Origin of the sequence: Micromonospora haikouensis (assembly GCF_900091595.1) — a bacterium.
Classification (GTDB): Bacteria; Actinomycetota; Actinomycetes; order Mycobacteriales; family Micromonosporaceae; genus Micromonospora; species Micromonospora haikouensis.
In genome coordinates, this window is the sequence record NZ_FMCW01000003.1 from 16,897 (window position 1) to 36,433 (window position 19,537).

At 75.2% G+C, this 19,537-nt stretch carries 19 protein-coding genes; 5 read left to right on the forward strand and 14 right to left on the reverse strand.

What is annotated here, in order from left to right; all coding sequences use genetic code 11:
• The first annotated feature begins 99 nt into the window (after window positions 1-99).
• Complete coding sequence (locus GA0070558_RS03575) at window positions 100-2,358, forward strand: hypothetical protein (protein WP_091275705.1); 2,259 nt, start codon at window positions 100-102, stop codon at window positions 2,356-2,358.
• Here GA0070558_RS03575 and GA0070558_RS03580 read toward each other — a convergent pair.
• The 6 genes from GA0070558_RS03580 to GA0070558_RS03605 all read right to left on the reverse strand — a co-directional run bounded on the left by GA0070558_RS03580 (window position 2,351) and on the right by GA0070558_RS03605 (window position 8,119).
• Window positions 2,351-2,968 (reverse strand): hypothetical protein, encoded by a 618-nt coding sequence (locus GA0070558_RS03580; protein ID WP_091275708.1) that lies wholly within the window; start codon window positions 2,966-2,968, stop codon window positions 2,351-2,353. The genes GA0070558_RS03575 and GA0070558_RS03580 overlap by 8 nt on opposite strands.
• Window positions 2,969-3,026: 58 nt before the next feature.
• Window positions 3,027-4,505: a sensor histidine kinase gene (locus GA0070558_RS03585; protein WP_091275711.1), complete on the reverse strand. Its 1,479-nt coding sequence runs from the start codon at window positions 4,503-4,505 to the stop codon at window positions 3,027-3,029.
• The gene (locus GA0070558_RS03590; RefSeq protein WP_091275714.1) at window positions 4,498-5,193 is read right to left on the reverse strand and encodes a response regulator transcription factor; all 696 of its coding nucleotides are present in this window, start codon (window positions 5,191-5,193) and stop codon (window positions 4,498-4,500) included. Before GA0070558_RS03590 ends, GA0070558_RS03585 begins: the two co-directional genes overlap by 8 nt.
• Window positions 5,194-5,262: 69 nt before the next feature.
• Complete coding sequence (locus GA0070558_RS03595) at window positions 5,263-5,772, reverse strand: hypothetical protein (protein WP_091275718.1); 510 nt, start codon at window positions 5,770-5,772, stop codon at window positions 5,263-5,265.
• 81 nt (window positions 5,773-5,853) lie between these two features.
• Window positions 5,854-6,888 carry a phosphotransferase gene (locus tag GA0070558_RS03600; RefSeq protein WP_256091748.1) on the reverse strand — a complete coding sequence of 345 codons (1,035 nt, stop codon included), beginning with the start codon at window positions 6,886-6,888 and terminating at the stop codon, window positions 5,854-5,856.
• 58 nt (window positions 6,889-6,946) lie between these two features.
• Entirely contained in the window at window positions 6,947-8,119 is a 1,173-nt protein-coding gene (locus GA0070558_RS03605; RefSeq protein WP_091275723.1) for a thiolase family protein, read from the reverse strand.
• A 126-nt stretch (window positions 8,120-8,245) separates the two neighbouring features.
• On the opposite strand from GA0070558_RS03605, the gene GA0070558_RS03610 reads away from it, so the two are divergent.
• Window positions 8,246-8,734 carry a PH domain-containing protein gene (locus GA0070558_RS03610; RefSeq protein ID WP_091275727.1) on the forward strand — a complete coding sequence of 163 codons (489 nt, stop codon included), beginning with the start codon at window positions 8,246-8,248 and terminating at the stop codon, window positions 8,732-8,734.
• 522 nt (window positions 8,735-9,256) lie between these two features.
• On the opposite strand, the gene GA0070558_RS03615 is transcribed toward GA0070558_RS03610, so the two are convergent.
• Window positions 9,257-10,168, reverse strand: coding sequence for a rhomboid family intramembrane serine protease (locus tag GA0070558_RS03615; protein WP_091275730.1), 912 nt, complete (start codon window positions 10,166-10,168; stop codon window positions 9,257-9,259).
• Window positions 10,169-10,232: 64 nt separating this feature from the next.
• Window positions 10,233-10,763 carry a peptidylprolyl isomerase gene (locus GA0070558_RS03620; protein WP_077935225.1) on the reverse strand — a complete coding sequence of 177 codons (531 nt, stop codon included), beginning with the start codon at window positions 10,761-10,763 and terminating at the stop codon, window positions 10,233-10,235.
• Window positions 10,764-10,847: 84 nt separating this feature from the next.
• On the opposite strand from GA0070558_RS03620, the gene GA0070558_RS03625 reads away from it, so the two are divergent.
• The gene (locus tag GA0070558_RS03625) at window positions 10,848-11,582 is read left to right on the forward strand and encodes a hypothetical protein (RefSeq protein WP_091275733.1); all 735 of its coding nucleotides are present in this window, start codon (window positions 10,848-10,850) and stop codon (window positions 11,580-11,582) included.
• A 90-nt stretch (window positions 11,583-11,672) separates the two neighbouring features.
• Here GA0070558_RS03625 and corA read toward each other — a convergent pair whose 3' ends face one another.
• Together corA and GA0070558_RS03635 are read right to left on the reverse strand one after the other, a co-directional pair.
• Window positions 11,673-12,821 carry a magnesium/cobalt transporter CorA gene (gene corA / locus GA0070558_RS03630; RefSeq protein WP_043960855.1) on the reverse strand — a complete coding sequence of 383 codons (1,149 nt, stop codon included), beginning with the start codon at window positions 12,819-12,821 and terminating at the stop codon, window positions 11,673-11,675.
• Window positions 12,822-13,214: 393 nt separating this feature from the next.
• A complete protein-coding gene (locus GA0070558_RS03635) occupies window positions 13,215-14,309 on the reverse strand; it encodes an aminotransferase-like domain-containing protein (protein WP_077935227.1) in 1,095 nt (364 codons plus the stop codon).
• 234 nt (window positions 14,310-14,543) lie between these two features.
• Here GA0070558_RS03635 and GA0070558_RS03640 point away from each other — a divergent pair, with 234 nt between their 5' ends.
• Entirely contained in the window at window positions 14,544-15,374 is an 831-nt protein-coding gene (locus tag GA0070558_RS03640; RefSeq protein ID WP_091276211.1) for a 3'(2'),5'-bisphosphate nucleotidase CysQ, read from the forward strand.
• A gap of 38 nt (window positions 15,375-15,412) precedes the next feature.
• Complete coding sequence (locus tag GA0070558_RS03645; protein WP_091275737.1) at window positions 15,413-16,561, forward strand: glycoside hydrolase family 26 protein; 1,149 nt, start codon at window positions 15,413-15,415, stop codon at window positions 16,559-16,561.
• Between the two features lie 6 nt (window positions 16,562-16,567).
• On the opposite strand, the gene GA0070558_RS03650 is transcribed toward GA0070558_RS03645, so the two are convergent.
• The 4 genes from GA0070558_RS03650 to GA0070558_RS03665 are packed head-to-tail and all read right to left on the reverse strand — an operon-like array spanning window position 16,568 to window position 19,501.
• Window positions 16,568-17,518: a glycosyltransferase family 2 protein gene (locus GA0070558_RS03650; RefSeq protein WP_091275740.1), complete on the reverse strand. Its 951-nt coding sequence runs from the start codon at window positions 17,516-17,518 to the stop codon at window positions 16,568-16,570.
• Window positions 17,515-18,480: a sulfotransferase family protein gene (locus GA0070558_RS03655; protein WP_077935230.1), complete on the reverse strand. Its 966-nt coding sequence runs from the start codon at window positions 18,478-18,480 to the stop codon at window positions 17,515-17,517. Before GA0070558_RS03655 ends, GA0070558_RS03650 begins: the two co-directional genes overlap by 4 nt.
• Entirely contained in the window at window positions 18,468-19,004 is a 537-nt protein-coding gene (locus GA0070558_RS03660; RefSeq protein ID WP_077935244.1) for a glycosyltransferase, read from the reverse strand. Before GA0070558_RS03660 ends, GA0070558_RS03655 begins: the two co-directional genes overlap by 13 nt.
• Before the next feature lie 56 nt (window positions 19,005-19,060).
• Window positions 19,061-19,501, reverse strand: coding sequence for a glycosyltransferase family 28 protein (locus GA0070558_RS03665; protein WP_074479025.1), 441 nt, complete (start codon window positions 19,499-19,501; stop codon window positions 19,061-19,063).
• Window positions 19,502-19,537 lie beyond the last annotated feature (36 nt).

Consider the following 19,537-nt stretch of genomic DNA (forward strand, 5'->3'; position numbering starts at 1 on the left):
CGTCCGGCCTAGCCTAGCTTGGCAGCTCAGCGCGGCGGGGTGCAGCACCGCCGGGCGTCGGGCTCGGCGCGTTCAGCCGGATGGTGTTTACTTCGCGCCATGTCGGCAGCCGGCTCCCTGCTCGTGGCGGCCCCGCTCGTCGCCGTCCTGTCCCTCGCCGTGGCGCTGCGCCCCGCCCGGCCGGACACCGTCGCCCCGCTGCGCCTCGCCGTGGTCCGGGCCGCGGTGGTCACCGGCGCGTTCGCGGTGCTGACCGTGGAGCTGCTCGGCGCGTTGCGCCTGCTGACCCTGCCCGCGTTCGCGGTCGCGTGGCTGGTCTTCGTCGCCGCCACCGTGACGGCGGCGGGCTGGCGACGCCGCCGCACCGCCGCACCGACCTGGTCCGGCGCCGCCCGGGACCTGGCCGCCGTCCGGGCCCGGCTGGCGGACCGATGGCGTACGGCCGGGCGGGGCGAGCGCCTGCTCGCCGGCACGGTCGGCGGGCTCGTCCTGGTGGAGCTGCTGATCGCGCTGCTCGCCGAGCCGAACAACTTCGACTCGCAGACGTACCACCTGCCGAAGGTGGAGCACTGGGTGGCCCAGGGCAGCCTGGAGTTCTGGCCCACCGCGATCCACCGGCAGGTGACCATCCCGCCCGGTGCGGAGTACCTGCTGCTGCACCTGCGCCTGTTCACCGGCGGCGACGCGCTGCACAACCTGGTCCAGTGGGCCGCCGGGGTGGGCTGCCTGCTGGCCGTCGCCCGGATCGCGGCGCAGCTCGGCGGGGGGCGGCGGGCCCAGCTCCTCACCGCGTTCGTGCTGGGCACCACGCCCATGGTGGTGCTCCAGGCGACGAGCACCCAGACCGACCTGGTCTGCGCCGCCTGGGTGGCCTGCGTGGCGACCCTCGCCCTGGACGGGCTGCGCCGCCGGGCCGGGGTCGGCACGCTGCTGCTGCTCGGCGCGGCGACGGGACTGACCGCGGTGACGAAGACCAGCGGCCTGATCGGCGTCGGCCCGCTGCTGCTGCTCTGGGGGATCGGCCAGCTCCGGCTGGCGTACCTCGACGGGATCGTGCGGGGCGCGGACCGCGACCGGCGGGCCGGGGCCAGGGTCGACGGACCGGCCCGGCCGGCCCTGGTCGGCGCGGGTCGCGTCGGTCTGCCGACCGGCGGGGCCGACCCGGTGGCCCCGCCCGCAGCGGACGACGTCGCCCGGCCGGGGGCGGGCGGCGGCGCGCCGGAGCCGCCGGGGTCCCGCGCGGGCGGCGTGGCCCGGACGGTGGCCGGCTCCGTGCTGGTGGTGCTGGTGGCCCTGCTGGTGGTCGGCCCGTTCCTGGCCCGCGTGCAGGCGGAGTTCGGGCACCCGTTGGGGCCGCCGCGGCTGCGCGAGTCCATCCCGATGGAACGGCACGACCCGCCGTCGGTCCTGGTCAACGCCCTGCGGATCGGGCACACCGCGCTGGACACGCCGCTCGCGCCGGTGCGGGCGGGCACCGCCGAGGCGATCATGGCCGGGGCGCGGGCGATCGGCGTGGACCCGCAGGACCGGGCCATCACCTTCGGCCGGGAGACCTTCCCGGTGCCGTCCTGGTATCCCGACGAGGACCGGGTGGCGTTCCCGCTGGCCGGCACGCTGGCGCTGATCGGCGCGGCGCTGGCGCTGGCCCGGCCGGCCCGGGTCAGCCCGACGGCGGCCGGCGCCCTGCGCGGGTACGCGATCGTGGTGGTGACGGCCGTCGCGCTGCACACCGCGATGATCAAGTGGCAGCCGTGGGGGAACCGGCTGCTGCTGTACGCCCTGGTCCTGGCGGCCCCGCTCGCCGGGCTCTGGCTGGACTCGCTCTTCCGCCGCCGGCTGGCGTCGGAGTCGGAGTCGGAGTCCGCGAGCGGCTCCTCCTCCGCCCCGGGCCGCCGGCGGTCGGTGGCGGTCGGACTGGCGGTCGCGATGCTGGCCGGGTCCGCGCTGGCCGGCGTTCTCGCCCTGTCGTACGGCTTCCCGCGCCGGCTGGTCGGGGCCGGCTCGGTCTTCACCACCTCGGAGTGGGACACCCGCTTCCTGCGCCGGCCGCAGTGGGCCGACGAGTTCCGGGCGGCGGCCGACGCGGTCCGGGCCAGCGGTGCGCGGCGGGTCGGGCTGGTGCAGCAGAACGACAACTGGGAGTACCCGTGGTGGCTCCTGCTGCGCGACGCCGACGGCCGGCCGCCCGAGCTGGTGGCGCTCCAGTCGGTGCTGCCGGACCGGCCGCCGGCCGACCCCGCCTCGACGGACGCGATCGTCTGCACCGGCACCCGGAAGGTCTGCGCCGACCTGGTGCCCGCCGGCTGGACGCTGACCTGGCGGGGCTACGTCGGATACGCCCTGCCGCCTCTCACTTGAGCAGGACGAGCCGGGCCTTGGCGGCGTCGCCGTCCTTCGCGCCGGCCACGCCGACCGTCGCGCCGACCCGCACCGCCTCCGGCTGGATCGTCTTGCGCCGCTCGACCACCCGCAGGTCGTCGCCGAAGGTCCACGTCATCGTGAACCCGTCGGTTGACTTCACGGTCATCGAGTCCCCGTCGATCGCGGTGACCTCGCCGCGCTGCACGGCGACGGTCCTCGTGCCACCGTCCTTCGTGCCCACCACGACCTCGCCGTGCAGGGTGTTCTTCTTCCGCAGCAGCACCCGCGCCTGCCGGCGCTTGCGCCACTCCTGCGCCCGCTCGCCCCGCCGCTCCTTCGCGTCGGGCTCGCCGCTGGCCGGCGCGGGCGCGCCCGGCTGTGTCGAGCCCGAGCCGGCCGGGGCCGGGGCGGCCACCAGGTCGAGGTCGCCCGGGTCGAAGCCCAGCGCGGTGAGCGCCTGTCCCTCCGCGCCCAGCGCGGCGGACACGTCGACCGCGACCTCCTTGGAGGCGTCCTGCGCCACCTGCGCCGGCCCGCAGCCGGTGACGCCCAGGGCGGCCGCCGCGAGCAGCGAGGTGGCGACGACCGCGAATCCGTGACGTGCCATCGTGGTATCCCTCTCGTCGGTGAGGGTCCCAGCGTCCCGCCCCGGTGCTCAGGGGGCGTCAGCGCGATGTTCGGGTCAGGTAAGGGTCGGCCGGCAGCCGCACGGTGAACGCCGCGCCGCCCTCGGCGGCGTGACCGGCGGCGATCTCCCCTCCCAGCCGGCGGACCAGCCCGGCGGCGAGCGCCAGCCCGAGGCCGCTGCCGACCTTGCGTACCCCCCGGTAGCGCGCGTGCAGCGCACCCCGGTCGAACGCCACCGCCAGGTCGTCGTCGGTGAAGCCGGGGCCGCCGTCGCGCACCTCCAGGATCCCACCGGCCGCCGGGTCGGCTCCGGCGGGCCGGGCCGCGAGCACCACCGGCGCACCCGGGGGTACGACCCGCAGCGCGTTCTCCAGCAGCCCGTCGACCACCTGCCGGATGCGCCCCGGATCGGTGTACGCGGGCACCACGCCGTCGGGGATCTCCATGCGGAACGTCACCCCCACCGCCGCGCAGCGGTCGGCCCAGGTGTGTTCCGCGTCGGCGGCCAGCCGGGCCAGGTCGACCGGCACCGGTTCGAGGGGGAAGTCGGCGGCCTCCAGCCGGGCCAACGCGAGCAGGTCGCGGACCAGCCGGTCCAGGTGCTCGGCCTCGGCCAGCATGGTGCGCCCGGTGCGCGGCGTGTCGTCCGCGTCGATCACCCCGTCGGCCAGCGCCTCGGCGTACCCGCGGATGGCGGTGAGCGGGGTGCGCAGCTCGTGGGAGACGGAGAGCAGGAACTCCCGCTGCCGGTCCTCGCTGGTGGCCAGCGCGGCGGCGAGCCCGTTCAGGGCCAGGGCCAGCTCGGCGACCTCGTCGGGTGGCTCGACCGGAACCCGCACGGCCCGGTCACCGGCGCTGAGCCGGGCGGCGGCGGTCGCGGCGACGCGGATCGGGCGGGCCAGCCGGCGGGCCAGCAGCATCCCGGCCGCCAGGCCGGCGGCCAGCCCGGCGAGCAGCGGCAGCCAGAGGCCCCGGACGACCCGCCCCCACAGGCCGGGGGTGGCGGGCCGGGTCAGCACCACGCCGTCCCCGCCGGCCAGCGGTCGCCCCTCGACCAGGGCGCGCTCGCCGGAGACCAGCCGCCGGCCGGAGACGGTGTTGCCGGCGGCGACCCGGTTGACGACCTGCCGGGGCAGGCCGGCGTGGTCCACCGTGCCGGCGCGGATCACGTACACGGAGATGTCCTGCTCCTGGAGCTGGCGGATCAACCGTTCGCCCGCCGCGTCCCGCTGCCTCGGGGCCCGCACGCGCAGCACGTCGGCGGCGAGCCGCGCCTGTGCCGCGAGCGCCTCCTGGTCGCGTCGCTCCTGCCCGCGCACCGCCAGCGGGACCGCGACGAGCGCGGTGACCAGCACCGAGACGAGGGCGACCGCGCAGGTGACGAGCACCGCGCGGGCCGTGAGGGTACGCCCGGGGCGACGCCGGCGCGGGCCGGCCGGACGCGGGCCGATCACCGGCAGCGCGACGGTGGGCTGGGCCGGCACGGACTCCCCCGGCGTCGCCGGTCGGTCAGCCATCGGCGGCGTACCCGACGCCCCGGTGCGTGCGGATCACCCCGGCCGCCCCGCCCAGCTTCGCCCGGACCTGCGCCACGTGCACGTCGACGGTGCGGGTGCCGGAGTGGGCCGCGTAGCCCCAGACGCCGGCCAGCAACTCCTCGCGGGTGAAGACCCGGCCGGGGCGGGCCATCAGGTGCGCGAGCAGGTCGAACTCGGTCGAGGTGAGCTGCACCGACTCGCCGGACACGGTCACCGTGCGGCGGGTCGGGTCGAGGGTGACCGGGCCGACCGTCCGGGGCCGCTCGACGCCCTCCGGCACGCCCGCCGTGCGGCGCAGCACCGCCCGGACCCGGGCCACCAGCTCGCGCGGGCTGAACGGCTTCGTCACGTAGTCGTCCGCGCCCAGCTCCAGACCGATGATGCGGTCCACCTCGTCGTCGCGCGCGGTGAGGAAGAGCACCGGCGTCCAGTCGCCGGCCTCGCGCAGCCGCCGGCAGATCTCGGTGCCGGCGAGCCCCGGCAGGGCGATGTCCAGGACACAGGCGACCGGGCGCAGCCGGCGGGCGGCGGACAGCCCCGCCGCGCCGTCGCGTTCCAGGTGGACGCCGAAACCGTCCCGCGTCAGGTAGAGCCGAACCAGCTCGGCGATCGCCGGCTCGTCCTCGACGACGAGGACCAGCCCGCGCTGCGGTGCGTCGACGGTCACCGGACCATGATTGCCGACCACCGCCCGACGGAGGGCGTCAGGACATGTTCGGATCAGGTAAGGACCCGATCAGTGCACCACGACGGGCCGGAACGCGGCCCCCCGGGCCGCGGTCGGCGCGTCGCCGATGGCGGCCACCACCCGCTCCCGCGAGCTGCGCAGCCGGGTGCTGAACGCGTGGTGCAGCAGCGCGTCGAGCTGCCACACCTGCCTCGGGTGCGGGACGCGGATGACGAACCGTTCGCGCACGCCGTCGATGGCCGTGGCGGCCAGCTCGACCGCCGGCTGACGCGGGTCGGCGCTCCAGGTGACGTCGCTCAGCTCGCCCAGCTCGGCGTTGAGGTGCAGGCGGAGCCGGTGCAGCACCCGGGTCTGCCGGGTGACCACGAGCCGGCGGTGGGTGAGCAGCAGCAGGTATTCGCCGGCCGCCCGGTCGGGTCGGCCGCACCGGGCGACCAGGACGCTGGCGTCGCCGGCGCCGACGCAGCGGCGGAAGACCGGCACGTGCCGGCTGACGGCCTGCACGGCCAGCCCGGTCTCGGCGGCGGCCGGAAGGAACGTGCGGGAGAAGACGTCCATGACGTGACCAACGAGCCCGCCCCGCGCCTGATATGGGCAACCGCCAATCTACGGAACTTCCACGCGCGGGGTGGACGACTGTCAGAGGCGGTCGGGTTCGAACAGCTCGGCGAGCCAGCCGGGGACCGCCTCGGCGTACTCGGCGCGGGCCGGGTCCGGCGTGCTCAGCGCGCGCCGCCAGGACAGCGCCCGGCTGACCTTGGTCACCGTGACCGCGAGAGCGGCCGCCTCCCGCAGGTCGGCCCGGTCGTGCCGGTCGGTCCACGGTTCGAGGTACGCATCGCGCAGCCGCAGCAGCACCGGGTCGCCGTCGGGCAGCTCGAAGGAGTGCGCCACGGAGTTCAGGGTCACCAGCAGCGTGCCGAACGGGTGGGCGACGGAGGCGTCCCCCCAGTCGAAGAAGCGGTGGTCGGCGGCGAACACGTTGCCGTCGTGCAGGTCGTCGTGCTGCACGCTGGCGGGCACCCCGGACGCGGCCAGCCGGCGGCAGCGGTCGGCGTACTCGGGCAGGAACGCCCGCAGCCGCGCCGACGTCTCGGGGGTGAGGCCGCCCTGCGCGCCGAGGAGCAGGGCGTCGGGGTCGTCGAGCAGCCCGGCGAGGAGGGCGGGCAGCGCCTCGGGGCGGTGGTCCGGCACCCCGAGGGCCAGCAGCTCGCCGACCCGGGGCGCGACGGCGCGCTGGAACGCCGCGTACCGGGGGAGGACACGTTCCCAGACGGCCGGGTCGCGGTGCCGGGCGAGCGCGTCGCGCAGGGTCTCGCCGCCGTCGGGCAGCAGCGACCATCCCAGGTCGGCGTCGACCGCCACCGGGTCGGGCACCCGGCCGGGGGCGATCCGGGCCAGCGCGCCGAGCAGCCCGGCCTCGAAGCGGGTGCCGGCATTGTTGGCCTTGAACCAGTACGGGCCGGCGTCGGTGGGCACCCGCCACACCAGCGACCAGGGCCGGAGGCGGGATTCCACCGGCCCGGTGACCCGACGGCCGACCCGGTCGAGCTGCCCGGCGACCCAGTCGTGGGCGCGGGCCTGCCAGCCCGGGTCGGCCCAGTCGGTGGACGGCGTCGGTGCACCGGCGGGCGGGGTCAGCGCGTCGGCGTGGGGCGTCGGTGCGTTGGTCACGGTGGGCAGGGTAGGCAGCGCCGTGCCGGCCGGCGAGGGGTTTTCCCCGCCCGCCCGCTCAGAGCAGCTCGACGATGGTGGCGTTGGCCATGCCGCCGCCCTCGCACATGGTCTGCAGGCCGTAGCGGATGCCGTTGTCGCGCATGTGCTGGAGCATCGTGGTCATGATCCGGGCCCCGGACGCGCCGAGCGGGTGCCCCAGGGCGATCGCGCCGCCGCGCGGGTTCAGCCGCTCCGGGTCCGCCTCCGTCTCGGCCAGCCAGGCCAGCGGCACCGGGGCGAACGCCTCGTTCACCTCGTACACCCCGATCTCCTCGATGCCCAGCCCCGCGCGGCGCAGGGCCTTCGCGGTGGCCGGGATGGGCGCGGTGAGCATGGTGACCGGGTCGTCGGCGGCGACCACGGCGGTGTGCACCCGGGCCAGCGGGCGCAGGCCGTGGCGGCTGGCCCACTCGGAGGTGGTGACGGCGAGCGCGGCGGCGCCGTCGGAGATCTGGGACGCGGACCCGGCGGTGACCACGCCGTCGGCGCGGAAGGGGGTCTTCAGCCCGCCCAGCCTCGCCAGCGAGGTGTCCCGGCGGATGCCCTCGTCGGCGGCGAACTTGCCGCCGTCGGCCAGCACCACCGGCGCCAGCTCCGGGTCGAAGGCGCCGGCGTCCTGCGCGGCGGCGGCCTTGACGTGGCTGGCGAGGGCGAACTCGTCGAGCTGCGCCCGGGAGAAGTGCCAGCGGGCGGCGATCAGCTCGGCGCCGACGCCCTGGTTGAACGGCAGCGGCTCGTCCCCGGCGAAGCCCTCGACGCCCCGGTAGCGGTCGCGGACCTGGGCGCTGAACGGCGTGCCGCCGACGACGCTGGAGCCCATCGGCACCCGGGTCATCGACTCGACGCCGCCCGCGACGACCATGTCGGCCTGCCCGGACAGGACGGTGGCGGCGGCGAAGTGCAGGGCCTGCTGGCTGGAGCCGCACTGCCGGTCCAGCGTGGTGCCGGGCACCGACTCGGGCCAGCCGGCGGCGAGGACGGCGTTGCGGGCGACGTTCCACGACTGCTCGCCGACCTGGGACACGCAGCCCCAGACGACGTCGTCGACCTGCGCGGGGTCGATCCCGGTGCGCTCGGCGAGGGCGCGCAGCACGTGCGCCGAGAGGTCGACCGGGTGTACGGCGGCAAGGCTGCCCTCGCGCCGCCCGACCGGGGTGCGTACCGCACCGACGATGACCGCGTCACTCATGTTTACTCCCCGGTAACCTGGCTGCCCCGATAGTACGTCTTCCACCGCCCGGCCGTCCCCCCACGCCGGCCGGGGCGGTCGCGGGCGGGCCCTGTCATGGGTGGGCCCGGCTGGCATCCTGGTGGGATGGAGTCGGCACTGACCCCCGCAGCACCGTCGGCCCGGCAGTGGCGGGTCCCACCCACCCTGCCGGCGCTGAAGCTGGTCGGCGCGGCGGCGCTGGTCGGGCTCGGGGTGGTGTTCGCCGACGGCGACCGGGTGCGGCTGGTGCTCGCCGGGGTGCTGGCCGCCGGACTGGTCGGCTGGGCGCTGCGGGACCTGCTGGCCCCGGTGCGGCTCGCGGTCGATCCGGCGGGGATCACGGTGGTCCGGGGCTTCGCGGGCCGGCGTCGCCTCGACTGGGCCTCCGTCGAGACGATCACCGTGGACCGGCGGCCCCGGCTGGGCCTGTCCACGGAGATCCTGGAGATCGACGCGGGCGAGTCGCTGCACCTGTTCGGCCGCTACGACCTGGACGCCCCGCCCGGTGAGGTGGCCGACGCGCTGCGCGCCGCCCGCGCCCGGTCGACCGGGATGGGTGAGCCGGGCGGCGTGGGCGGGCTGGATCGCCCCTAGCTTGTCGCGCCCGAGCCGCCGCCGCGGTCCGGGTGACGGCCCGGCGGCGGCTCCGCGTCCTGCCGCCCTGCCGCCCTGCCGCCCTGTCGCCCCGCCGTCCCGCCGCTTCGCCGTTCCGCCGATGCCACTCGGAGGCACCACGATCATTCTCGGGCCCGGTGACGGAAAGCAACGAGCCAGCGCGGGGCCAACCACCTGCTCCGGCCCTTTGCTCTGCACCCGGATACGCAACGGTCTACGTAGCGCAACCGGTCGTCACCACCCCCCACCCTTGACCATCCCGCATCAACGCAGCTCAGGCTGATGCTGCTTATATGGGTGCAGAGCAAAGGGGGCGTCGGGCGTGGTGGCAGGCCGGCAGGAGAACACGCGGAGTGAGATCGGCCGGCCGGCGGGGACCCGCCCCGCTGTGACGCACGGAGCGTGGGCACAGCTTGTGCGGCGGCCGGCGTTCCCGAGCCAGGGCCCGCCGCCTCCCGCCGACCGGGGCTAACCGGGGCCGACCGGGGCTGGACTGGCCGGCTAGCCGGTCAGCGTCAGGGTGCGCACGACCGCCAGGGCGAGCAGCGCCACCAGCAGGACGGCCGCGCCGGCGACCTGGAACAGCGTCCGCCGGGACCGGGGCGCGTACGCCAGCACCAGCGCCATGGCCCCGCCGGTCACCAGGCCGCCGAGGTGACCCGGGATGGAGATGCCCGGCACGGTCAGGGTGAAGACCAGGTTGATCACCAGGACCGGCAGCACCGAGGAGATGTCCCGCCCCATCCGGCGTTCGATCACGATCAGCGCGGCGAAGAGGCCGAAGATCGCGGTCGATGCGCCGGCCGTGGTGGCGTTCTCGGCGCTGAACAGGTAGGCCGCCACGTTCCCGCCGAGGCCGGCGATCAGATAGAGGGCGAGGAAGCGCAGTGGGCCGAGGTTGGCCTCCAGGGACCGCCCGAGCACCCACAGTGCCCACATGTTCAGCAGCAGGTGCACGATGCCGTAGTGCAGGAACATCGCGGTGACCAGGCGGTGCCACTCGCCTTGGGCGATGCCGTGCACGCTGCCGTCGGGGAAGAGAGCCTGCCCGAGCACCGAGCCCCAGTCGGTGAGCGGGGTGCTGCCACCCATCAGGCCACCGAACCCGGAGCCGCCGGCCAGCGCGTCCCCGCCCCGGTCGGAGGCGATGGACAGGAGCATGAGCAGCACGTTGAGCGCGATGAGTGCCTTGGTGACGTAGCCGAGGCGGCCGACGGCACCGCCACCGAAGGCGGTGCGCGCCGGCCGCACGCTGCGGCGTCCCTCGTCCACGCACTCCGGGCACTGGTGCCCGACCGAGGCGTCCCGCATGCAGTCGGGGCAGATCGGCCGGTCGCAGCGGGTGCAGCGGACGTACGTCTCCCGGCCGGGGTGCCGGTAGCAGACCGGGGTGGTCGGCGGGGACTCACTCACGGCTGCTGCCTCCCGGTGCGGCGGGGCGCTCGGTCATGCGAGCAAAGGTACCTCGCGCAGCCGGTCAGGCCGGGACGCGCTCGATCTCGACGCGCTCGATGACGACGTCCTGGAGCGGGCGGTCGCTCGGGCCGGTGGGGGTGTTGGCGATCGAGTCGACGACCTTCGCCGACGCCTCGTCGGCCACCTGACCGAAGATGGTGTGCCGGTTGTTCAGGTGCGGGGTCGGGCCGACGGTGATGAAGAACTGCGAGCCGTTGGTGCCGGGCCCGGCGTTCGCCATCGCCAGCAGGTACGGCCGGTCGAAGCGCAGCTCGGGGTGGAACTCGTCACCGAACTTGTAGCCCGGGCCGCCGCGACCGGTGCCGGTCGGGTCGCCCATCTGGACCATGAAGCCGCTGATCACCCGGTGCGAGATCGTGCCGTCGTAGTACGGCCCACTGCCCGGCTGACCCGTACGCGGGTCGATGTACTCCTTGTTGCCCTCGGCCAGGTCCACGAAGTTGCGAACCGTCTTCGGCGCGTGGTTGGGGAACAGCTCCAGCCGGATCGGGCCGGCGTTGGTGTGCAAGGTGGCGTAGACAGCCTCGGCCACGGGTACTCCTCAGTCGTTGGTCAGTTCCATGCGGATCCTCCCATGTGCCCGTTCTGGCAGTGCGGAGGCATCCGAAGGTGGAGGATGACGAAGGAACAACTCCCAGGAGGTGGGACCGTGTTTGGAATCGTGCGGCGCAAGACCCAGGGGCAGCTGGCGAGGGCCGAGCTGAACCAGGGCATCGGCCACCTGCGGCAGGCTGCGACGTACGCCGCCAAGGGTGCCGGCGCCACGGTCGGCCCGCGGGTCCAGGCGGCCCGGGGAGCCGTCGCGCCGACCGCCCTCGTGGTGCGGGACCGGGCGTCCAGCGGTCTCGCGTCGACGGTCGCGGCCCTCGCGCCGCTCGCCCTGGCCGTCCGTAACGCGCAGGCCGAGGCGGCCGGGAAGGCCGTCGCGGGGAAGAAGGCCGCCGCCGCGCGGCAGGCCGCCGTGAGCAGGAAGGTCAAGGCGAAGAGCATGAAGGCGAAGCGGAAGCAGAAGCGTTCGCGGGGCACGATGGTCGGCCTGCTGGCCGCCGGCACGGTCGCCGGCCTGGCCGGTGCCATGGCGCTGCGCCGCCGCCGCGAGCAGCAGGAATGGTCCGAGTACGACCCGACCCGCACCCTGGAGCCGGCCCGCGACGAGGTGGACACCCTGGTCGTGGAGACCCCCTCGGCCAGCCCCGCCACCCCCCGGCCCGCCGCCCAGCCGGTGGTCCACCCGACCGACAAGGTCCCCTCGGTCGCCGAGGGCGCCCGCGACGTCTCCGGCCGCCCGGCCGACAACCTCGACAAGGTGCTCAACAAGGAGAAGACGGCCGGTTCCGGCGGCCGCCGCTGACCCTCGTGCCACCGCCCGCGGCGCGGCGACGACCCCCGTCGTCCCGCGCCGTGGGCGCTGTCGTCACAGCCAGCCGCGACGGCGGAGCCGTCAGAGCCAGCCGTTGCGGCGGAACCAGCGGTAGAGCGCGAGTGAGATGGCGAGCATCAGGGCGAGCACGACCGGATAGCCGTACGTCATCTTGAGTTCCGGCATGTTCTCGAAGTTCATGCCGTAGATGCCGGCGATGGCGGTCCAGACCGCCGCGATGGCCGCCCAGGCCGCGATCTTGCGCATGTCGTTGTTCTGGTCGACCGTGACCTGCGCCAGCCGCGCCTGGAGGATCGAGTTGAGCAGGTCGTCGTAGGAGTTGACCTGTTCGACGGTGCGGCTGAGGTGGTCCTGCACGTCCCGGAAGTAGCGCCGCACCTCCTGCGGGATCTCCCGGCTGACCTGCGCGGTGAGGGTCATCAGCGGGCGTTGCAGCGGGACGACGGCCCGCTTGAACTCGACCAGTTCCCGCTTCATCTGGTAGATCCGCTGGATCCGGCCGCTGCTCTGCCGGTCGAACACGTCGGCCTCCAGGACGTCCAGGTCGTCCTCCAGCTGGTCGGCCACCTCCAGGTAGACGTCGACCACGCGGTCGGTGATCGCGTACGCGACGGCCCAGGGGCCGTGCGCCAGCAGGTCGTGCTTGGCCTCCAGGTCGGCGCGGACCGGGGCGAGCCGGCAGGCGTCGCCGTGCCGGACGCTGATCACGAAGTTCGGGCCGATGAAGAGCATCACCTGGCCGGTCTCGACGACCTCCGAGTTCTCGGTCAGCTCGTCGTGCTCGCAGTAGCGGGCGGTGCGCAGCACCAGGAAGCTGACCTCGCCGAAGCGTTCCAGCTTGGGCCGCTGCTGGGCCTTGACGGCGTCCTCGACGGCCAGCTCGTGCAGGCCGAAGGTGGCGGCGATCGCCGTCATCTCCGCCAGCTCCGGCTCGTGCAGGCCGATCCAGACGAAGCCGCGCTCGCGGCGGGCGGCGGCCAGCGCCTCCGCGTAGTGCCGGTCGCCGGGCTGCCGCCGGCCGTCGACATAGAGGGCGGAGTCCATGACCGCGCTGCGGCCGGTGCCGGTGCCGGCCGGTACGGCGGTGCGCTGGCTGCCGTCGGCGTTGAGGATCCGGGTCATCGCCCGCACCGGGGCCCAGGCCCGGGGCTTGATCGCCCGCGCGCCCGTGGGCGACGTGGCCTCGTTCCGCTCCGTCCGGTCCGACATGGCGACCCCCTCCCCACGCTGCCGCGACCGCCGATGCCGCCGCGGGTTGCAGGGTACGCCCGCCGGAGGCGGGCCGACCGCCGCCCGCCGCAGGGCGGTCCAGCCGGCGCTACCGCCCGGGGCGGGCCGACCGCCACTTCCGTCGGGACCGGGCGGGGCGGCGCCGGGTGGGCCGGGTCGCATCAGGGGGGTGAGGGGCGACCCGGCCCACCCGGCGCCCTTGGGGGCGGGGGTGATGCCTCGCGCGCCGCCGGCCGGGGCCGCCCGGCCCACGTCGGGGCAGGCGGGCTGGCCGGTGTGAACGGCGCTCGCAGCATTGTGGGCCGTGGACCGGGCGGAGGGGAGACCCCACCCGGCCCACACCACCGTGTTGTGACCAAACTGACAGGAAGGTCAGCCCCGAACGGCTGCCATCGCCTCCGCGAGTCGGCGGACGCCCTCGTCGATCCGGTCGGCGGTGACGGCCGAGAAGGCCAGCCGGAGCGCGTGCTGCCCGCCGTCGACCACGAAGTCACTGCCCTTGACGACCGCCACGCCACGCTCGGCCGCCGCCGGGGCGAGGCGGTCGACCAGCACGTCCTCGGGCAGCTCGACCCAGAGGAAGTAGCCGCCGTCCGGCTCGACGAAGCGCGCCTCGGGGATGTGCCGGCGCAGCGACTCGGCGAGCACCCGGGCCCGCTCGCCGAGGGCGGTGCTGACCTTCTCGATCGAGCGGGTGATGTCGCCGGAGACGCAGAACTGGTGCACGATCGCCTCGGACACCATGCCCGGCGAGATGTAGAGGCTGGTGGCCTTCTTCGCGATGTCGCCGATCAGGTCCGCCGGCCCGACCAGGTAGCCGACCCGTACGCCGGGGCAGACCGTCTTGGTGAAGCTGGAGGCGTGCACCACCACGCCCCGGGTGTCCATCGACAGCATCGAGGGCAGCGGCTCGCCCCGGAACCGGATGTCGGCGTACGGGTCGTCCTCGAAGAGGGTGAAGCCGTACTCGGCGGCCAGGTCGAGCAGTTCCCGCCGCTTGTCCAGCGACAGCGTGACGCCCGCCGGGTTCTGGTAGTTGGGGATGACGTGGGCGAGCTTGGGGCGTACCCCGGACTCCAGCAGCTTGCGCAGCTCGGCGGTGTCCAGGCCGTCGGGCTGGACGGTCACGCCGTGGACCTCGCCGCCCATCCGCTGGAGGTTGAGCAGCGTCCGGTCGTACGTGGGGCGCTCCACCACGACGGTGTCGCCGGGCCGGACCAGGTGGTCGAAGAGGAACGCGTCGGCCTGGAGCGAGCCGTTGGTGACGAGCACCTGGTCCGCCTCGACGCCGTGCTTCTCGGCGATCCACTTCCGCAGGGGCGGGTACCCGACGGAGGTGCCGTACGCCGTGACCCCGGCGGGGTCGGCGTCGAAGGCGCGGACGGCGGCGGCCTTGAGCCCCTCGACATCGACGATGTCCAGCGAGGGAGCGCCACGGGCGAAGGAGATCAGCTGCTCGGCGGTCATGCGGACGAGCCTAGGGCCTGGCCCGGGCGCTCCGACCGGCATACACGCCAAGTTCAACATGCGGGCAGCACACGGGCGGCGAACGGCCGAAGCGGGAGACACCGAACGTGCGCGACACTCGTTGTCGATTATCGGACCGGTCTCTGGCCGCGACCGCGCGACCGCCGAAGGATGGCGTCCGCCGGACGGCGCAGGACGGTCCGGCGGTGGCACTCAAGAAGTGGTGAGGTTCACGTGACCGAGGACGGTACGGGTCGGCTCGACGACCAGGCGTTCGCCGAGTGGCTGGCCGGCGAGGCCGGCGAGGCGCTGACCGCGCTCCGCGCCGAGCAGGGCTTCGCCGACGCGAAGGCGCTCAAGGACGCCGGCGACAAGGTCTCCCACGACCTGATGTCGACGGCCCTGGCCCGGTGGCGTCCGGCCGACGCGGTGCTCTCCGAGGAGCAGGCGGACAGCCGGCGGGCCTGGGCCGACGACCCGTCCGCCGGGGACCGGCCGACCCGGCTCACCGCCGACCGGGTGTGGATCATCGACCCGCTGGACGGCACCCGCGAGTTCTCCGAGTCCGGGCGCGACGACTGGGCGGTGCACGTGGCGCTGTGGCAGCGTTCGGCCGGCCCGGACGGCGCGCTGGTCGCGGGCGCGGTCGGCATGCCGGCCCGGACCGGCCCCGACGGCGCGCCGCTGGTGCTCGGCAACCGGGTGCCGGCCGCGCCGGCCGTCGACGGGCCGCTGCGGATCGCGGTGAGCCGCAGCCGTCCGCCCGCGTTCGTCAGCGAGCTGGTCGAGGGCATCGGCGCCACGGCGGTGCCGATGGGCTCGGCCGGGGTGAAGGTCTGCGCGGTGGTCACCGGCGAGGTCGACGCGTACGTGCACGCTGGCGGCCAGTACGAGTGGGACTCGGCGGCCCCGGTCGCCGTGGCCCTCGGCGCGGGGATGCACGCGTCCCGGATCGACGGCTCGCCGCTGCGCTACAACCGGGACGACCCGCGCCTTCCGGACCTGCTGGTGTGCCGGCCGGAGCACGCGGGGTCCCTGCTCGCGGCCATCGACCGCTACCGTTGACGACGCCCGCTTCCGGCACCGCCGATCCGAGGAGGGTCATGAGCACCGGCCCCACCGCCGCGCCCACCCTCGCGCCCGCCCCGCCCGAGCCCGACCCGCCCCGTCGCCGACGGCGGCTGCTGCTCGGCCGCTGGTGGCTGCTGCCGCTGACCGCCGGCGCGCTCGCGCTGGGCACCACGGTCGCCCTCGCCACCAACGGGGACCTGCCCGGCCGGCAGGCCCCACCGGGCACCGACGCCACCGGCGGTAAGGCCGGTCTCGGCCCGGCCGCCACCGGCAGCCGCCCCACGCCGGGCGGCAACGAGGGCTTCGGCGCGGGCCCGAAGTCGGGCTCGCCGAGCCCGAGCGTCAGCGGCGGGACCACCTCGGGTGGCTTCCCGGGCAGCCGGAACACGCTGCCGGGGGCGAGCATCTACCTGCAGAACGGGGAGAGCTTCGCCGCCGGGCTGGCCCGGTCCGACCGCAGCTACGGCCCGCTGCGCATGGTGCGGGTCTTCTATCCGGGGCTGCCGCCGTCCTGGTCGGGCTCCCGCGCCGACGTCGCCGACCGGACGGTGGTCGTCTCGTTCAAGGCCCCGCCCGGTGAGGTGGCCGCCGGCAAGCACGACTCGCGGCTCACCTCCTGGTTCCGCTCCGTGCCCCGGGACCTCGACGTCTACTGGTCCTACTTCCACGAGCCGGAGGACGACATCGAGCGCGGCTCGTACACGGCCGCCCAGTACCGGTCCGCGTGGAAGCGCCTCGCCGACCTCGCCGACCGGGCCGGCAACGCCCGGCTGCGGTCCACGCTCATCCTGATGTGCTGGACGCTCAACCCGAACTCCCGGCGCAGCTTCGACGACTACTGGCCGGGCGGCGAGGCGATCGACGTGCTCGGCTGGGACTGCTACAACAGCGGCGGGAAGTACGACAGGTACACCGACCCGGCGCAGGTCTTCACCCCGATGATCAACAAGTCGAAGGCGCTGGGCAAGCCGTGGGGGCTCGCCGAGACCGGCAGCGTCCGCATCGCCGGCGACAGCAGCGGCACCGGCCGGGCCGCGTGGATCCGGTCGATGAGCCGCTACCTCGACGCGCAGCGCCCGCTGTGGGTGGCGTACTACGACTACGAGGTGGCCGGCGGCGACTTCCGGCTGCTCGACGCGCCGAGCCGCGAGGCGTGGCGGGCCTGGTGCGCCGCCTCCTGACGAGGCTCAGATGCCCCGGCCGCGCTTGTGCAGCGTACGCAGGACGCGGTCGGGGTCGACGGCCCGGCTGGCCACGGCCAGGGCCAGGTACGCGCGCGGCTCCCGGGGGTTGCGCGACAGCGTGCGCCGCGCCCAGCGCACGGCCTCGCCCCGGTTGCCCAGCGCCGCCTGGGCGAACGCGATCTGCCCGCTGACCCGGGCCTCGCCGGCCGGCACGGTGGCGAACTCCGGATAGCGGCCGAGCAGCCACTGCAACGCCACGGAGATGGTCTCCCAGCGCTGGGCGAAGTAGGACTGCTTGTGCCAGCGCACCGTCACGTACGGCTGCGCCAGGTTGACCAGCGGGGCGTGCCGGGCGGCCCGGAGCAGGAACTCGTAGTCCTCCGCGTAGCTGCCCGGGATCTCCTCGTCGACGAGCCCGATGCCGTCGAGCAGCGCGTCCCGGCGGATGAGGAACGTCGACGGGTGCAGCTCGGTGTGCCGGTCGCGCAGCAGGGCGGCCAGCGGCACCCGGTCGACGGGCAGCACCCGGTCGACCTGGCGGCCGTCGTAGGCGACGCGGATGCCGCAGCTCACGAACGCGCCGTCGCCGGCGGCGGCGAGCGCCGCCACCTGCGCGGCGAGCTTGCCGGGCAGCCACTCGTCGTCGTCGTCGCAGAACGCCACCAGGTCGCCGGTGGCGGCCAGGATGCCCGTGTTGCGGTTGCCGGCCAGGCCGGGGGTGCGCTGGTTGACCAGCACGGTGATCCGGGGGTCGTCGGCCAGCGACCGGTCCGGCTCGGACTGGTCGTAGACGACCACCGCGTCGACCCGACCCGGGTAGTCCTGGCCGAGGATCGCGTCGAGGGCCTTGCGCAGCAGCTCGGGGCGGTCCCGGGTGGGGACCACGGCGGTCACCGACGGGTACGTCGCGCCCGACTCGGCCGTCGCGCCCGCGTCGTTAACCGGCTCGGTCATGGTGCCTCCGTGGAACCCGGGCGGCCGAGGCCGACGTATCCGTACCGCAGACGCAGGGGCAGCGTCGCGGCGCTCACCACCACCCGGCTGCGCGACGGCAGGGCCGTGCGCCAGGCGTCGTCCTGCCGGACCCGCAGCGGGCCGGCGTTGAACCGCAGCGGGTTCCCGGCGATGCTGTGCGCCCGGCGCAGCGGCGCGGGCGACGGGTCGAGCACCCGCAGCGCCTCGGGGTCGTCGGGCAGGCCGGCGAAGCGGCGCAGCCGGGCGACCGTGCCGCGCGGGTCGGCGGTGAAGTCCTCGTAGCGCAGCCGGACCACCGGCGCGCGGGTGGCCAGCAGGTGGAACGCGGCGTTCTGCGCCGTCCACAGCTTGCTCACCGTGAACGGCGAGAAGGTCGGCATGTACGCCTCGGCGTCGACCACCTCGGGCCGGCGCACCTGCTTGGCCCACGAGTAGGCCACCGCCCGGCTGTCCCGCACCAGGTGCAGCACCCGCAGGTCGAGGTCGTCGGCCCAGCGCAGCGCGAACGCCGTGGACGCGTGCTTGCTGGAGTCCACCACCAGCCGCGCGCCGGTCACCGCCATCGCGGCGGCGTAGATGCGGGTGTAGAGGTCGGCGTAGCGCCGCACCTCGTCGAGTTGCGCGGCGGGCAGCTCGGCGCGGGCCAGCCGGGGGATGTGCCGGGTGCGGTCCACCGCGTCCTTGAGCGCCAGCACCTCGGCACGGTCGACCGCCGACCAGCCGCCGAAGGCGTGCTCGCCGACGCGCTGCCAGAAGTCGCAGGCGGTGAACCGCTCGCCGCAGCCGCACCGCTCGTCGCCGCCGAGCGCCCGCTCCCACAGGTGCACCACCTCGCCGACGGCGCAGACGTCGGGGTGCTGGGCGAGGATCAGCTCCAGCAGGGTCGAGCCGCTGCGCCCCAGCCCGCCGACGAAGAGCACCCGGGCGCTCACCGCCACCACCTGCGCCGACCCGGCGCCCGGCTGGCGCGGACCAGGTCCTCGACGATCCGGCCGACCTCGGTGGCGGCGGCGACCCGGGGGTCGGGCCGGTCCGGGTCGGCCGCGAGGGCGTACGTCAGCGGGTCCGCCACGCCCTTGTCGAGCGCCTCGACCAGGTCGGCCTCGGCCTCGGCGAGCTTGACCATCCCGGCCGCGCCGAGCCGGCGGGCGAAGAGCTGCTGGTGGTTGTCGACGTGCTCGTCGCGGGTCGGGTCCCGGGGCACCACGATCGGCAGGTGCCCGTGCCGACGGGCCTCGGTGATGGTGGCGGGACCGCCGTGGCAGACCACCAGGTCCGCCTCGGTCATCGCCCGCTGGAGCTCGTCGTGGGCCAGGAACGGCGCCCCGCCCGGCAGCCGGGGCGCGCGGCTGCGGCCGTGCTGCACGACGAGGCGGACCTCCGGCGCGGCGGCGTCGCGGCCGGCGTGCCAGCGTTCCAGCCAGTCGACCAGCCGGTCGAAGCGGTGCACGTCCGTGCCGACCATGGCGAGGATCGTGCGGGGGGCCGGGGAGTTGCCGCGCTGGCGCGGGATGGGCAGGCTCACAGCAGGTTTCCCACCACGGTCGCCTTCGGGTAGAGCCGGCGCTGCTCCTCCCACTGCACGAGCATCGCCGAGAGGAACGGCCGGCACAGCCGGGCCGACAGCGTCGGGGTGTCGATCCGGTCGTACACCTCGATGTAGACCGTGGGGATGCCGCGCAGCCGGGCCACGATCACGAACGGCAGGGCGACCCCGGCGCCGGTGGTGACCACCGCGGCGACGTCCCGCCCCCGGAACACCCGCACGGCCAGCCACAGGTTGCGGGCCAGGTTCTTCAGATTGCGGGTGGTCGGGTGGTGCGCCCAGACGACGTCCTCGCCGTCGAGCAGCGAACGGGCGTCCGGGGTGTCGAAGGTCACCCAGGAGCGGGCCCGGTCGCGGTACCACGGTGCGAGCGCCACCAGTTGGGCGAGGTGCCCGCCGCTGGAACCGACGAGCATGACTTCACCAGACTCCACGTCCACCCGCCTCCCGAG